Origin of the sequence: Bradyrhizobium sp. LVM 105 (assembly GCF_003957705.1) — a bacterium.
In the GTDB taxonomy this organism is placed as follows: domain Bacteria; phylum Pseudomonadota; class Alphaproteobacteria; order Rhizobiales; family Xanthobacteraceae; genus Bradyrhizobium; species Bradyrhizobium frederickii.
Genome location: NZ_QZMV01000019.1, coordinates 23,565 through 36,459, shown reverse-complemented (window position 1 = coordinate 36,459; position 12,895 = coordinate 23,565). Strand labels below are relative to the sequence as shown.

Sequence of the window (12,895 nt, the reverse complement as noted above, 5' to 3'; positions counted from 1 at the left end):
ATTGTCATCAACGCACACACCTGCACCAGCCGGTGTGTGAGCTACCTTAAGTGGCAGGGACAGATGTTTAGCCATGTCCGAGCTGTCCAGGATGTTAGTTCGCGGCATCGGTGACACTGGAGCGAGACCGACGAGAGGCGAGGGGAGCATCGGCTTTTGAATTAAGGAAGCTTTGGGTGATAGACTCTGGTCACCGTCGACTAGCGGGGCTGCAGATATTGCTTTTCTGCCACGGCGAGTTCGTCATACCTCAGGAGCTCGAATATCTCGCTCAGCGGTGCGATATGAGTTTCAATGCTCGCAACGCTCTCTTGAGCTGCGATGCTATCGCAGATGCGCCGCATTGCAGCTGCCGCAGCCCGCATGGAGTGATTGGCCCAGACGACTGTGGAGATGCGCGCATCACGATAGGCAGAGACTGGCGTCCGAAAGTACGTTGTCGGAACGATCACGACAGGCAGCCGGTTCCGCCACTCGGCGACGAACGAAAGCATCTCGTCCGCGGTACTCTTTCGCGAGTGAATCAAGATTGCATCGGCTCCCGCGTCGGCATAAGCGTGAGCACGCAAGGTAGCTTCGTTCAACCCGTGCCCGGCGATCAGCGCTTCGATCCTGGCCACGAGAACCAAATTGTCGGCGACTGTATCCTTTACAGCCCGCAGACGACCGGAGAATTCATCGATATCGGCGAGCGGATGCCGCTCACCAATGAGCGAGTTCAGCTTCGGAAAGCAGCTGTCCTCAAGCGAGATGCCGGCGGCGCCCGCCTGACGAAGTTTGCGTGCGAGGAGGCGAGCATTGTTGAAATTACCGAAGCCGCCATCCCCGTCAACGAGCACAGGGAGCTCTGTCGAGTCCACGATGCGTTCTACGCTCTGGACGAGCTGGGTCCATGAGGCTTCATTGGCATCGCGATAGCCGAGCGAGCTGGCAATCGACAAACCAGAGGCCCAGAGCCCCTTGAATCCTGAGCGCTGGGCGATCGTGGCAGACAGGCCATCATGCGCTTCCATCAGAAACGAGAGCTCATCATTCGAGCAGACCTGGGCCCGAAGCATTTCGACAGGCGACTGGCGTGCACATTGACGGCCCGCCATAGGCCGAACGGCTTGTGGTTGATGCCTCATGCCTAAATCCTGCAAGCCGATCCTCGATTGGCGTCCACGTCACCGTTCTTATCTTTTTGGGGGAATGCCGATCAATGACCAGCATTGGTAGTTTTTTGAAACGCGCAGATTTGCATAATTGCGTCGGGGTGGCGCAAAACACAAGCGTTCGCTATTGGGGCCCCTAAAGGCTGGAAAGAGGGGCCTTGGTTACAAATGGATGACCTGGGTTCGCGAGCCTGGTCCTACAGCCCCTAGGGAAAAGTTTCCGACGTCTTGAAGGGGAGGAGGGCTTAGCGAAAGGGTGATATCCGGCTCACATAGAGTTGGACACAACATCGACAGCCACGATTGTCGTAATGCTGATGTCGTGTGTACGACACATGTCGTAAGCCCATCGACAGGGCTGTAGTGGGATGGCGGTTTCGCGCGAATGTCGCGGCAATCCCGAAGAATTCGTCCTGCCTCACCGATGCTTGCTGGCCGCCACTGAGTGGCATGGCACTTGCTGATGCCTCTCCTGTTCTCTCGAGTCCAGGAGAAATTCATGGCGGATGAGAAAGAGGTTGTGCTGTCGGAGCGGGAAAGACAGTGTTTGCGGTGGGTCGAGGAAGGGAAGTCATCCTGGGCTATCGGCGTCATTCTGAAAGTGAGCGAGAACACCGTCAACTTTCATATCAAGAATGCGATGCGAAAGCTGGAAACGTCCAGCCGGACTCAGTGCGTCGTCAAGGCGCGACGTTACCGTCTTATTGAGTAACGGCCGGGGTTGCGTTGCCGTTCATACAGATCTAGCCAAATGTAAGGGGCGACTGTGGCTTGCTCCGGCGGAATGCGAAGCGAATGGCGCGGCCGCGGCCGCAGAGCCATAATATAGGCGCTGTTACTATGAACCGGGGCGTGCTTCTATTTCGTCGCCGATTGTCAGGGGCTGCGTGGACCATTAGGCGAGGTGAGATCGCAGGAGCATGACGCTCTTGTAAGCTCGACGGCCGGTCGGACCTCTAGGTTAACCTTGTGATCGGTCCGTCCCCCAGCTGCGGCTGCGGCGGTTGTATGCGTGGCGCAAATTGAAGAGAGGTGATCGTAGCGGCTTACGTACTGAAGTCGTGGTCGTTCGGAAAGGCGGCGTAGACGGCTTGGGCCGGACACGAAGAGGGCAATGATAGTCCGTGAACCCATTTCCGAAACCGTGCTGCTGGTAGACGTTTCATCAAATTCTAGCGCTCTGCGCGCTCAACGATGTGCGCGCGATTCTCACGACGCGTAGCTAGCTTGATGAACGACCTTTCCGCGAACACACAGTGCGACTGCTGCGTTCTTTGATGTGGCGGATTCGAGATAAGCTGAAATTGTTTGCGGCGGACGGCGTGATCCCGGTGTTTCCCGAAAGGCGGGCGACTCCGAAGTCGATGTGGCTGAGTTGGGCCACGACTAGAGGGCGTCATTCATGATTTGGAGAATTGGCAGTACCGGGACGGCCGCCTCATCGGGCATCCGAATACGAGGTAGACACCTGCAGAGAAGCTTCCTTCAAGGTGCCGCGGCCCACTACCTTGGCTCTATGAGGTTGTGCCCCTGCGCGGTGCTCCGGCTCGTTGACTGCAAGCGCTGCCGAATCTGGCGAGCTTTTTCCTTGCGAAACAGACGAAGTCACGTCGTCAACTCTGTACGTTGACTGATCACGTCGATGAGACCACGGCTCGTGCGCCGTTCCAAACCAGGCGGATCAGGATCGTTTAAGCTGGACCATAGCTCCTCAATTGCTGCTGATGTCCAGCTTCACTTCGCCAATTTGTTGCGCAGAATAACTAGACCTGATGCTTGTTCCTTTGTTGATTGTTTGCTTACTCCCAAGGCGTGTTGCGACATAGGCCGTTTGTTGGGCATTGTTTTACTCTCCTCGTCTCAAGCGCAATCCTCTAGGCGATGCGCTGCTCTTTGTCGTGATGATACCCGTCGACAAGTCTGCCCCATGACGCCAGCCAGAAGGAGCAACCTCATATGCGAAGAAAAGTAGCATCGCCGCGTCCGGGTCTTTGCCAGTGAAGATCAAAAACGTTGGCGCTATCTGGCAGGCGGCCTCCGACACGCTGTGAGGTTCGCTTGGCAACCCAATGTCGGTAACCGAACATGGTCGTGCAGCCCCGAATGGCTGTAACTTGCGACTCTTTAGCCGGCACGCAGCTTGCGTTGAACGACCCGCGACATAGCCCAGCTGCGCAATGTCATGCGCTTGCGTGCTTTCTACCGCTTCTGCTTGACGCGCCAGGGCCCGCAAGCCTGGCCGCGTGACCTCAGCCGGAGCAAGAAGACATCCCTCCTCCACACCGCGCTGCTTTCGATTGGCTGCTTCACCTCCAGGCGCTTTCACAGGAGCGAACGGATGCAGTGCTAACTGGTGACCCATTCCTTTGGCTCGAGGAGATCAAAGCGGCAGCCGCAGTGGTTTGGGCTCGCGCCGAGAACGAGCTTGAGAAAGCATGTCAGGTAGCTTCAATGCAGGCATGCGTGGATTGATAATCCTGCTTCAGGCTATTGAACAACAGGGCGCTCGTGACTTCCTTTGCGGAGGGTCGCCGTGCATACCACCCTTAGCCAGTCGACTGGCTGCTGATCACGCTGCGCGCGGACCACGCCAGCAGCCCTATGATGCCTGTCCATATCGTACCGTCTGATACGATCCGCTTCCATGACATGCCCCTGTTCATACGCTGAGGAGGATACCTCCGGTGTGGTCGGCTTGATGTCTGCGTTGAGGAGGATTCGAGGCGCGCAACGCGACCACGAATCGGCGCGCAATGTTGAGCTCATATGCATTCTCCGGGTCGTGGGGACGACAAGTACGGAGCCTGTTAACGACGCACGCTCCTACCATCCTGGTCAAACATTCAAGCTGCAATTTCGTTTGCTCCCATAGTGGGAGTCGTCCGCATTGTTTGTGCCGCCGGCCTCTGGATGAGCGCGACATGTTCGAGGCTCCGCAGCTGTTTTGTAACCGGTCGCGCGCGGCGAGTGAAGCGAAGGTCAAAACGTCATCTGGGCAAAAACTTTGAGGCGAAGTGTCGTCGACGTCAGGATTGTTGTCGCTTGCACGATGCGGCTGCAGCTAGACCACGCGATAAGAAAAAGAGCACGTGACCTGCGCAGTGACGCTGGATTCTCTTACCGACCGTCTTGATGGCCGGAAGACTCTTCGCTAGATCACAACGGTTCACTATGGAGATGCCGCCGTGGCAATGGGTATTGTGAAGTGGTTCAACTCGACCAAAGGTTATGGGTTCATCAGGCCTGAGGACGGAAGTCCCGATGTCTTCGTGCACATCAGTGCCGTGGAAAAGGCCGGTTACACCACCCTCGAAGAGGGGGCCCGGGTAAGTTATCAGCTCAAGGCCGGGCGTTCGGGTAAGATGTCAGCCGAGGATCTGCGGGTTGGCTGATCTGACCCACTCCGGAAACTCCTCTCTGCAAAGCGTGTTCTCGCACCTGTCCGGCGATGCCTTGTCACGGCGCGCCGGGCGTTCGGCCTTTCGACCGTCTCTTCTAGGCATGGGGCTGTCTCGCAAACCGCTTGAGAGCCTCGATCGCCTGAAGCCAGTTGACCAATCGCTGTAGCCAGAGTTACAGGTGTTCCCAGCAAGATCGTAGTGCCGGTGTGGCAACATTTCGGCCAGCTGCCACAACGCTCTCAAGCCGTACGCTCGTGAACACGCCGGGAAGTGCACGTCGCGCATGCCTCGAGCGCATGAAACCATTGGCAGAACACGGGCGGATCTCGGCGGACTTTGTGTTTCGCGATGCTCTTGGCTGGGAAATACCCAAGACGGGCGGCAATTCCTGTCTGCACTCGAACGTAGACCAGGACGGCACCGCTACTCCGGCAACTTTTTGCGAGAAGCTGACGGGCTTCGCCCCTGGCTGAAAGAAAAACGGCCAATTGTTGCATCTGGTCTTGCCCCTGGGGCGCTACTATTGTCCTCAAGCAGTTCAGACCACTGGCCGGTAGCGTTGCGGACATTCGGCGGCGTACCGGAGGAAGTGCTGATGGACAATCTACGCCCGCTCGTGGTGCGCGACGACGTGGTGAGCCGGTCGGTTCAATTTAAGACGAGCTCATCGCTTCGCGAAGCACTGGGGCCTTCCGTCTTGCACCTGCGCACGGCAGCGGGCGCGCACGAAGGGGAAGACGGAGAATGGCGTCGAGTAGCTGAAGAAGAACGCGACCGCGGCGCGGCGAGCTGTAGACCTCAAGATGCTTTAAGGTCGAATGATGGTGACAGCTTCTCGCTGGACTGAGCGTGTAGATGCGACCCTCAGGAGACCAGCCTTCTCGTCTATGGTCATCGCTTCGAGCTCGCAGGCCTCGCCTATTAGCGCACAGAGATCTTTGGTGAATTCCTATCCGGCTGAACACAACAGGCTGTTCGAACCCGTTCGAGACCGCGGTGCTGCTACCCCAAATTGCCGGAGGGTTCTGTGCGCCTCGATCGCGGCTGGCGCAGCCGTGCATGCAAAATCGTCAACGACGGGCCGGTCCAGCCAGGGACACCACTGATTCGGAAAGTTCATTCTGAACCCTCGGTCAACCAAAGCTTGGAGGTGTCGGAAAGCGAAGGTCGTCAAAATCTTTCTCAATCATTAATGGAGATCATTTCGAACGATAGAACAGCACGCGTGCGGCTGGTATCAGCTGGAGTAGAATATCATAGTCGCCGACATTCGCAGTCAGGACGAGCAGGCCGAGCTTTTGCCCCTGCAGGAACAGCACGCAATCCTGAAGCGCGCGCAACTTGCCGTCCCTTTCATATCCCTGGAGGCGGCAGAGGATCCCTGATAGCAGCGCGGCTCGTCCCAACACGTCTATGTCCGGCGCAAAGATCCGATGCGGCGGCATCGCCTTGATCTGCTTCCCGATCACATCGACGACAGAAGCGGTTCGCGCGTCGGAAGGATTGAGCGCGCCGACCGTGTGCATCAATTCCTGGATCGCGACAGTCGAATGATTGACTTGTCGCTGCGTGATCAGGTCGTCCAGGATCGGAGGCGAACGATCTTGCATTTGATCAATATAGACGCAGGTATCGAGCAGTAGCCCCTGTCCGGCGGTCAGGCCGACGCTGACGAACGGAAGTTCATCGTCGCTGCGCCGTGCCAGCGTGTTTCCCGGATCGAACCGCGCCCAACGTCGCGCCGCGTCAAAGTCGAATTCCGCCACGTTAGAAACCGAGCTTTAACGCTGGGTCGACCTTGCCCCGAGACTTCTTGAACGCTTCTGCGAAGTTGTCCTCGAGTGCGACCGTCGCCAACGCAAACTCGATCAACTCCGTATCCGCCTCGATGCCCGTCTGGTGCTTGGCCTGCCGGACCAAGGCAGGACTCACCCGGCCACCGATGCGGCTGCCTTTTTCACTCAAAAGGCCAGATCGTTCCGCCGCCAGCATGACCGCTTCAAATCGTGCCTTGCTCCCGACAAGCCCGCTGGTCGCTAATTCACGCTTAAAGCTTTTTATCAGTACCGAGCCACCCTTGGATGCAGCTCTTCTCCGTTTGGCCCGGCGGGGCGTGGGCTTGCTAGCCGATCTTTTTGCCATAGAACTTTACCCGTTTGTCGAACAAAAACGGAATTTGTCTAACATAGTCCGTTTGCTGCTTCGACTTCAAGGCGTCTGATTGCTATGCCGGCCTCAAGGCCCAAGCGGACTATCAGTGGAAGGAGTTGTTGGCCGCAACTGCGCTGTCGGTGCTGCTCGTCGTCAGTGCAGAGTTGAACTCGCGCGCGGACAAGGAGGAAGGCTCCGCGATCTGGTTCAGCTGGCAATCAGGGGCACGCCCGATCACCTAGCGCCTCATGTTTTGACACGGTTTCGCCGCAGCGAGATCGTCCCCTATATCGCCATCCGCTGCCGGTTCGCGAGCCGCACAGGATCGCCGGAATCGTGCTGAGGCCGCAGCGCCGCTCGCCGGCGAACGGACGCTAAGGACCTGCTTCGCTCGACGGGGATGAGGGCGATTTCCCTGCCGATCGTGTCGATCTCTCTAATAACCCAGTTAATATTGGGAGCAGGTTTCCCGATCGGGAACTTTCTGGATCGCTCAGGCTCGCTTTTTGAGTAAAGTTCCCGATCGGTAACTTTTAGCCCTTCGATTTAATAACACACTGAAAGTTCCCGCTCGGTAACTTTAGGACGAGAAAGCTATGAACACGCCTCCAAAGAGCGCTCCCCTCTCAGGCGAAAATGAGGCTCCTGGCGAGACGGGTGTCGCGCGCCAAGCGGCCGAGTTTGCTGCAGCATTCGGTCGCATCATCCAGGAAGAACGCAAACGCCAGGGCCTCCGGCAGGACGAGCTGGCCATGGTGAGCGGGACAGGAAAGCGCTTCATCGTCGACCTCGAGGCCGGAAAAAGCACCTGTCAGCTCGGGCGAAGCCTGCACGTGGCAAACGTGCTCGGACTGCGCATCGAGGATGTTCTCAAGGATGCCCAAGCCCGCCGGGCCAACACTTCCGAGACACCGGACATTCCCGACAGCGACGAGGAGGACCCTCATGGACCGTCTTCCGGTCTACTTTGAGACGCGAGAGGTCGGCTGGATCATGGCCGCCGATGAAGCGTCAGGCTTCACCTATGCCGAATCCTGGCGCGGGCTGACCGGTGCCTTCCCTGTGTCGCTCACCATGCCGCTCTCGCGGGCGTCGCACGATGCCTCGGCAATTCTGCCATGGGCGGCAAATCTGCTGCCGGAGAACCCAACTCTCGGGACCGTAGGTCATATGCTCGGCAAGTCGCCGGCCGATGTCATCGGTCTTCTTGCCGAGATGGGCCGCGACACCGCCGGCGCGCTCTCCGTCGGACAACCTGGCACCGGGCTGATCGCCGGCAAATGGCGAGAGATCCCCGACAAGGCCTCGCTCGAGCGCATTCTCAATGAGCTACCCCACAAGCCCTTCCTCGTCGGCGAGGATGGCGTGTCGATGTCGCTTGCCGGTGTGCAGACGAAGCTCGCCGTCGCTCTGGAGGGCGACACCCTGTACATACCGATCGACGGCGCGCCATCGACCCACATCATCAAGCCCGATGGCGAGCGCTTGCCTGGCGCCGTCCAGAACGAGGCATTCTGCCTGACACTCGCGCGCATGATCGGAATCCCGACGCCGAAGGTGACGACCGGGACGGCAGGCGAACGTAGCTACCTGCTGGTTGAGCGCTATGACCGCCGTCATGAGGGCAAGAGGTGGCGGCGGCTGCATCAGGAGGACTTCTGCCAAGCCCTGGGCCGACCGCCAGCTGCCAAGTACCAGAACAACGATAGAGGCCTAAAAGGACCATCATTGGCCGACATGCTCGGCGTGCCCCAGCGCCATATGACAGCACAGCAGACCGCCCGCTTCGTCAATCTTGCCATCTTCAATCCGATGGTGTGGAACGCGGATTCACACGCCAAAAATTACTCGCTGATGCTATCGGCGCGCGGCGCCGCCATGGCGCCAGGCTACGACATCGTCTGCGCGGCGCCATATCCGAAGATCACCGTATCCCTCCATTGAGGGCCGCCTTGTTTGACGGGCGCGATGGCTGCAGGTCCTAGGGGTAATCCTAGGAGAAGCGCTATGACGATTTCGAGGGCGGAGGTGATCACATCGGTCGAGCGGCGGCGCCGGTGGTCGCAAGACGAGAAGGAGCGGCTTGTTGCGGCGTCGCTCGCGCCCGGCGCCAGCGTTTCCGAGGTAGCTCGCCTGGCCGGACTTCATGTGAGCCAGCTGTTCAGGTGGCGCAAGGAGCTTTGCAGGCACGGCGAAGCGAGCATAGCTCCGTTTGTTCCGGTCGAGATTGGGCCGTCTGCGTCACCGCAGGAGGTGGCCGAAGCGCCGTTGACGACGACGGCGCGGCGACGCAAGAGCCATGGCATCATCGAGATCGATCTTGGTAGCGGGCATCGCATCCGGGTCGATGGCGAAGTTGATGGAGACGCGCTACGTCGGGTTCTCGATGCTTTGGCCCGCCGATGATCCCGATTCCGACGAGCGCGCGAGTGTGGCTCGCGACAGGCTACACGGACATGCGCCGAGGCTTTCCGTCGTTGGCACTTCAGGTGCAGGAGGTGCTGCGCAAGGACCCGCTCAGCGGTCATTTGTTCGTCTTCCGGGGGCGCCGCAGCGATCTTGTGAAGGTGATCTGGCACGATGGCCAGGGGGCCTGCCTGTTCACCAAGAGACTGGAGAGAGGAAAGTTTATATGGCCATCCGTTGCGGGTGAAGCTGTGACGATCTCGCCTGCGCAGATGAGCTATCTGTTGTCCGGAATTGATTGGCGCAACCCGCAAGAAACCCAGCGTCCGACGCGGGTCGGATAGGTGTTTTGGGTTTGAGTTTGCGGCCTGATCTGATTCAATGGCTTCATGATATCGAAGCCGGACGATCTTCCATCGGACCTTGCGAGCGCCTACCTTGCGCTGCTGGCCGAGCGTGAGGCCTTGCAGGTCGAGCGCGATGTCGCCGTCGCGGATGCCGCCAGTGCGCGGGCGGAGCTGTCGGACAATGAGGCGCTCATCGCGCATCTTGAGCTGCGGATTGAGAAACTCAAACGCGAACTGCACGGGCAGCGATCCGAGCGCTCGGCACGGCTGCTCGAGCAGTTGGAGTTGGAGCTCGAGGAACTCGTCACTACGGCGAGTGAGGATGAGCTCGCCGCGCAGGTGGCGGCAGCGAAGACGCAGAACGTCCGTCCGTTCACGCGTAAGCGGCCGGTTCGCAAGCCTTGGCCGGACGATATCGAACACGAGCGCGTCGTCGTTGAAGCTCCAACGACCTGCGCCTGCTGCGGTGGATCGCGGCTGGCGAAGGTCGGCGAGGATGTGACCAAGACCCTGGAGGAGATTCCCCGCCGCTTCAAGGTCATCGAGACGGTACGCGAGAAGTTCACCTGCCGCGATTGCGAGAAGATCAGTCAGCCGCCCGCGCCGTTCCATGCCACGCCGCGCGGCTTCATCGGCCCGCAATTGCTGGCGACGATCCTGTTCGACAAGTTCGGCATGCATATCCCGCTCAACCGCCAGAGCGTGCGCTTCAGGGCTGAAAGGATCGATTTGCCGCTGTCGACGTTGGCCGACCAGGTCGGCCACGGGACCTTCGCCGTCATGCCGCTGTTCCGGCTGATCGAGCACCATGTGCTCACGGCCGAGCGCCTGCATGGCGACGACACCACCATCCGCATCCTGGCGAAGGGCAAATGCACGACTGGGCGGATCTGGACGTATGTGCGGGATGATCAGCCGTTCGCCGGGCCTGCACCGCCGGCGGCGGTTTATTACGCTTCGGGTGACCGTCGCGGCGCGCACCCCCAGAAGCATCTGGCCACCTTCAGCGGTATCCTGCAGGCGGATTGCTATAGCGGCTTCGAGCCGTTGTTCGACCCGCAAAGGAAAGCGGTGCCGATCACGCCCGCATTTTGCCTGGCGCATGCGCGGCGGGGCTTCTTCGAGCTGGCTGACATCGAGAAAACTGCCCGCGACGGACAGAAAGGCAAACCGATCTCCCCGATCGCGCTGGAGGCGGTCAGGCGTCTAGACGCTCTGTTCGAGATCGAGCGCGCCATCAATGGCCGCAGTGCCGACGACCGACGCGCCGTGCGCCAAGAACAGAGCAAGCCGCTTCTCGACGACATGCACGACTGGCTGCTCCGCGAGCGAGAGACCCTGTCGAGCTCCTCCGAGGTCCTGAAGCCCATGAATTACATGCTCAGGCGCTGGGACGACTTTGCCCGCTTCCTCCACGACGGCAGGATCTGCTTGACCAACAATTGCGCTGAACGCGCATTGAGAGGTATCGCCTTGGGTCGGCGCAACTGGACCTTCGCTGGCAGCCAGCGTGGCGCGGACCGTGCCGCCATCATGCTGACGATGATCACAACCTGCCGCCTCAACGACGTTGATCCTAAGGCCTGGCTCGCCGATGTCCTCGCCCGTATCGCCGATCTCCCTAGCTCGCGCCTGCACGAACTGCTGCCTTGGGAATGGAAGCTCCTGCACCAAACCGACAAGCCCGCCAGTCAGCAGGCCGCTTGACCTTCACCCAACCGATCATAGAGCTCGCTCTGCCCGCGCGCATGCGTCAATCTGGCGGTCTTCATCGTATGCGTACAGATCACCCGCAACATGGCGCAGAAGATCGGCGAGCAGAAGCAGGCTGACCAGCTCGGACGCAACCACTGGGAGCGCTTCGCCATCGACTGCAAACTCTCTCCAACGCAGACGATCCGGCGCGTCTCCGAGATTGCTCAGGCCGTGACGCACCATGCAATGGCGGCAAAAGCCGAGATCGAAGCCTTGCCTGCCGGCGGCGATCCCATCCTGGAAACGGTGGTCTAAGCGGTGATTTCGCGCGCGCGCGGCTACCTAGAGCGCCTGAAGCAAGCGGATCCAGCGCCGGAAGGCGCAGCAGCCCCATCGCCCTAGCACCGAGCCTGCCTGCCTCACCGCCTGAAACATGGCTGCACATCGTGCTCAAGGCTCATGGCACGCGAGGGCTGGGGTACTGGCCGAAATGGGCCACTCGGGATTTCAAAGTAGGCCACTGAAATTACACACCGTAGTTATACTGACTCCAACTACCATTGCGCGAACCTATCTCTGGACTCCACCAGAATGGAGGTAGGGGAATATGTCCCGAGTTACCGAAGCTGAAGTTGCCGAAGCGGCCATCAAAGTTCTTACCGATCGAGCTACAGGTCGTGCGACCATTAGAGAGTTGATTGAAGAAATTCCGAATTATCTAACGCTTTCAGCCGAAGACCTAGCGCCATCCCCGACCCGGCCAGGCGAGGCGTTATGGGAGCAGCAGGTGCGCAACATCGCCTCGCATAAAGCGTCGCCCGGAAACGCCATCTACGAAGGCAAGCTTGTCGCCATCCCCGGCGGCTTGGCGCTGCCGGGGTGCGAGGTTGCAGCCTAGTTAGGAGAACTTCGCCTTATAACCGGGTTTGAACCATTTCAGTTCGGTTCTGCCCGGCGCTTCTTTATCCCAAACAAACCATGCATAAGCCGTCGTTCCGCTGCCCTTGGGCTCCACGCCGCTAGGATAGAAAGTAATACGTTCACTGAAAACCCAGACCCGAGCGGGTGGTATCTTTGCGAAGATCGTATTAGCGCGGTTCGCGCCCTCTAAGAAGGCAAGCCGCAACAGCAGTGCGAACTTGCGGTTCGAATGCTTGACGCCGCTAGCGACAAAGCCCTCAGCGCAGTTGTAAGGCGGATTGGTTACGATGTTGTCGGCTGACCATTTCGGCTCAAGAAAGTCAAAGCCGATCTCGCCATAGCCGCGATCGTATAAATCAGAACTGCGAACGGGCTGCCCGGTCTGCTCTAGCACCCGGGACATCGTCCCATCACCACACGCGCTTTCCCAAATCTCGCCGGTGAATTTTTCATTGTCGATCAGAGCAAACGTTGCCCACGGTGGGGTGGGGAAAAAATCAGGCCCGCTGAGATCAGCGAACCTTTTCATTGTCGGCTTAAAGCCGCCGTTCAAATTGTAAGTTGGGTCTGCCATCCGAATCTCCTTGGATGGCAGAGTATCAGAATCATTGATTCAGCAAGGGTTTTTAATGAGTAATTATGACTGACCCCGCCTCCCTTCCTGAATTACCGTGAACTTCCGGCGACGATCTGGCGGCGTCTGAGTGGGCAGTGCAGGCGCCACGGAGAGTGCGGCGTCAAACAAGCTGAGCAACTCTCCACGCCTTGTCAGCCACGCCTAGCGCATTAGCTGGCGTCGTGCGCAAGGCCTCATGGACGC

At 59.2% G+C, this 12,895-nt stretch carries 15 protein-coding genes; 11 read left to right on the top strand and 4 right to left on the bottom strand.

The features are described 5' to 3' along the window. Window positions 1-200: 200 nt before the first annotated feature. Window positions 201-1,058, bottom strand: coding sequence for a phosphoenolpyruvate mutase (gene aepX / locus D6B98_RS34085; protein ID WP_126261428.1), 858 nt, complete (start codon window positions 1,056-1,058; stop codon window positions 201-203). A gap of 595 nt (window positions 1,059-1,653) precedes the next feature. On the opposite strand from aepX, the gene D6B98_RS34080 reads away from it, so the two are divergent. The 3 genes from D6B98_RS34080 to D6B98_RS34070 all read left to right on the top strand — a co-directional run bounded on the left by D6B98_RS34080 (window position 1,654) and on the right by D6B98_RS34070 (window position 5,402). Further along, on the top strand, window positions 1,654-1,866 hold the full coding sequence (locus D6B98_RS34080; RefSeq protein WP_027562785.1) for a response regulator transcription factor: 213 nt from the start codon (window positions 1,654-1,656) through the stop codon (window positions 1,864-1,866). Window positions 1,867-4,339: 2,473 nt separating this feature from the next. Beyond that, entirely contained in the window at window positions 4,340-4,546 is a 207-nt protein-coding gene (locus D6B98_RS34075; protein WP_122406874.1) for a cold-shock protein, read from the top strand. Between the two features lie 604 nt (window positions 4,547-5,150). Next, window positions 5,151-5,402, top strand: coding sequence for a hypothetical protein (locus D6B98_RS34070; RefSeq protein WP_126261390.1), 252 nt, complete (start codon window positions 5,151-5,153; stop codon window positions 5,400-5,402). A gap of 352 nt (window positions 5,403-5,754) precedes the next feature. Here D6B98_RS34070 and D6B98_RS34065 read toward each other — a convergent pair whose 3' ends face one another. Next, entirely contained in the window at window positions 5,755-6,321 is a 567-nt protein-coding gene (locus tag D6B98_RS34065) for a type II toxin-antitoxin system VapC family toxin (protein ID WP_126261389.1), read from the bottom strand. A 1-nt stretch (window position 6,322) separates the two neighbouring features. Then, complete coding sequence (locus tag D6B98_RS34060; RefSeq protein WP_126261388.1) at window positions 6,323-6,547, bottom strand: hypothetical protein; 225 nt, start codon at window positions 6,545-6,547, stop codon at window positions 6,323-6,325. A 278-nt stretch (window positions 6,548-6,825) separates the two neighbouring features. Between D6B98_RS34060 and D6B98_RS41540 the strand changes: the two genes are divergently transcribed. From D6B98_RS41540 to D6B98_RS34025, 8 genes are all read left to right on the top strand, one after another. Next, on the top strand, window positions 6,826-6,948 hold the full coding sequence (locus tag D6B98_RS41540; protein WP_283810178.1) for a hypothetical protein: 123 nt from the start codon (window positions 6,826-6,828) through the stop codon (window positions 6,946-6,948). A gap of 354 nt (window positions 6,949-7,302) precedes the next feature. Beyond that, window positions 7,303-7,677 carry a helix-turn-helix domain-containing protein gene (locus tag D6B98_RS34055; protein WP_126261387.1) on the top strand — a complete coding sequence of 125 codons (375 nt, stop codon included), beginning with the start codon at window positions 7,303-7,305 and terminating at the stop codon, window positions 7,675-7,677. Continuing rightward, window positions 7,652-8,650 carry a HipA domain-containing protein gene (locus D6B98_RS34050; protein WP_164719053.1) on the top strand — a complete coding sequence of 333 codons (999 nt, stop codon included), beginning with the start codon at window positions 7,652-7,654 and terminating at the stop codon, window positions 8,648-8,650. Before D6B98_RS34055 ends, D6B98_RS34050 begins: the two co-directional genes overlap by 26 nt. A 63-nt stretch (window positions 8,651-8,713) precedes the next feature. Next, window positions 8,714-9,112, top strand: coding sequence for an IS66-like element accessory protein TnpA (gene tnpA / locus D6B98_RS34045; protein WP_164719052.1), 399 nt, complete (start codon window positions 8,714-8,716; stop codon window positions 9,110-9,112). 23 nt (window positions 9,113-9,135) lie between these two features. Then, window positions 9,136-9,456: an IS66 family insertion sequence element accessory protein TnpB gene (gene tnpB, locus D6B98_RS34040; RefSeq protein WP_430642570.1), complete on the top strand. Its 321-nt coding sequence runs from the start codon at window positions 9,136-9,138 to the stop codon at window positions 9,454-9,456. 45 nt (window positions 9,457-9,501) lie between these two features. Beyond that, on the top strand, window positions 9,502-11,166 hold the full coding sequence (gene tnpC, locus D6B98_RS34035; RefSeq protein WP_126261383.1) for an IS66 family transposase: 1,665 nt from the start codon (window positions 9,502-9,504) through the stop codon (window positions 11,164-11,166). Window positions 11,167-11,256: 90 nt separating this feature from the next. Then, window positions 11,257-11,469, top strand: a complete 213-nt coding sequence (locus tag D6B98_RS34030; RefSeq protein WP_126261382.1) for a hypothetical protein — start codon at window positions 11,257-11,259, stop codon at window positions 11,467-11,469. A gap of 292 nt (window positions 11,470-11,761) precedes the next feature. Beyond that, on the top strand, window positions 11,762-12,052 hold the full coding sequence (locus tag D6B98_RS34025; RefSeq protein WP_126261381.1) for a hypothetical protein: 291 nt from the start codon (window positions 11,762-11,764) through the stop codon (window positions 12,050-12,052). Here the strand turns inward: D6B98_RS34025 and D6B98_RS34020 are convergent, their stop codons facing one another. Then, window positions 12,053-12,649, bottom strand: coding sequence for a hypothetical protein (locus D6B98_RS34020; protein ID WP_122405223.1), 597 nt, complete (start codon window positions 12,647-12,649; stop codon window positions 12,053-12,055). Window positions 12,650-12,895: the final 246 nt, after the last annotated feature.

Excerpts from the sequence above, each read along its gene's own strand:
- aepX (WP_126261428.1), bottom strand. The coding sequence starts at position 1,058 with ATGCTTCGGGCCCAGGTCTGCTCGAATGATGAGCTCTCGTTTCTGATG.
- D6B98_RS34080 (WP_027562785.1), top strand. The coding sequence starts at position 1,654 with ATGGCGGATGAGAAAGAGGTTGTGCTGTCGGAGCGGGAAAGACAGTGT.
- D6B98_RS34070 (WP_126261390.1), top strand. The coding sequence starts at position 5,151 with ATGGACAATCTACGCCCGCTCGTGGTGCGCGACGACGTGGTGAGCCGG.
- D6B98_RS34060 (WP_126261388.1), bottom strand. The coding sequence starts at position 6,547 with ATGCTGGCGGCGGAACGATCTGGCCTTTTGAGTGAAAAAGGCAGCCGC.
- D6B98_RS34055 (WP_126261387.1), top strand. The coding sequence starts at position 7,303 with ATGAACACGCCTCCAAAGAGCGCTCCCCTCTCAGGCGAAAATGAGGCT.
- D6B98_RS34050 (WP_164719053.1), top strand. The coding sequence starts at position 7,652 with ATGGACCGTCTTCCGGTCTACTTTGAGACGCGAGAGGTCGGCTGGATC.
- tnpA (WP_164719052.1), top strand. The coding sequence starts at position 8,714 with ATGACGATTTCGAGGGCGGAGGTGATCACATCGGTCGAGCGGCGGCGC.
- tnpC (WP_126261383.1), top strand. The coding sequence starts at position 9,502 with ATGATATCGAAGCCGGACGATCTTCCATCGGACCTTGCGAGCGCCTAC.
- D6B98_RS34030 (WP_126261382.1), top strand. The coding sequence starts at position 11,257 with ATGGCGCAGAAGATCGGCGAGCAGAAGCAGGCTGACCAGCTCGGACGC.
- D6B98_RS34025 (WP_126261381.1), top strand. The coding sequence starts at position 11,762 with ATGTCCCGAGTTACCGAAGCTGAAGTTGCCGAAGCGGCCATCAAAGTT.
- D6B98_RS34020 (WP_122405223.1), bottom strand. The coding sequence starts at position 12,649 with ATGGCAGACCCAACTTACAATTTGAACGGCGGCTTTAAGCCGACAATG.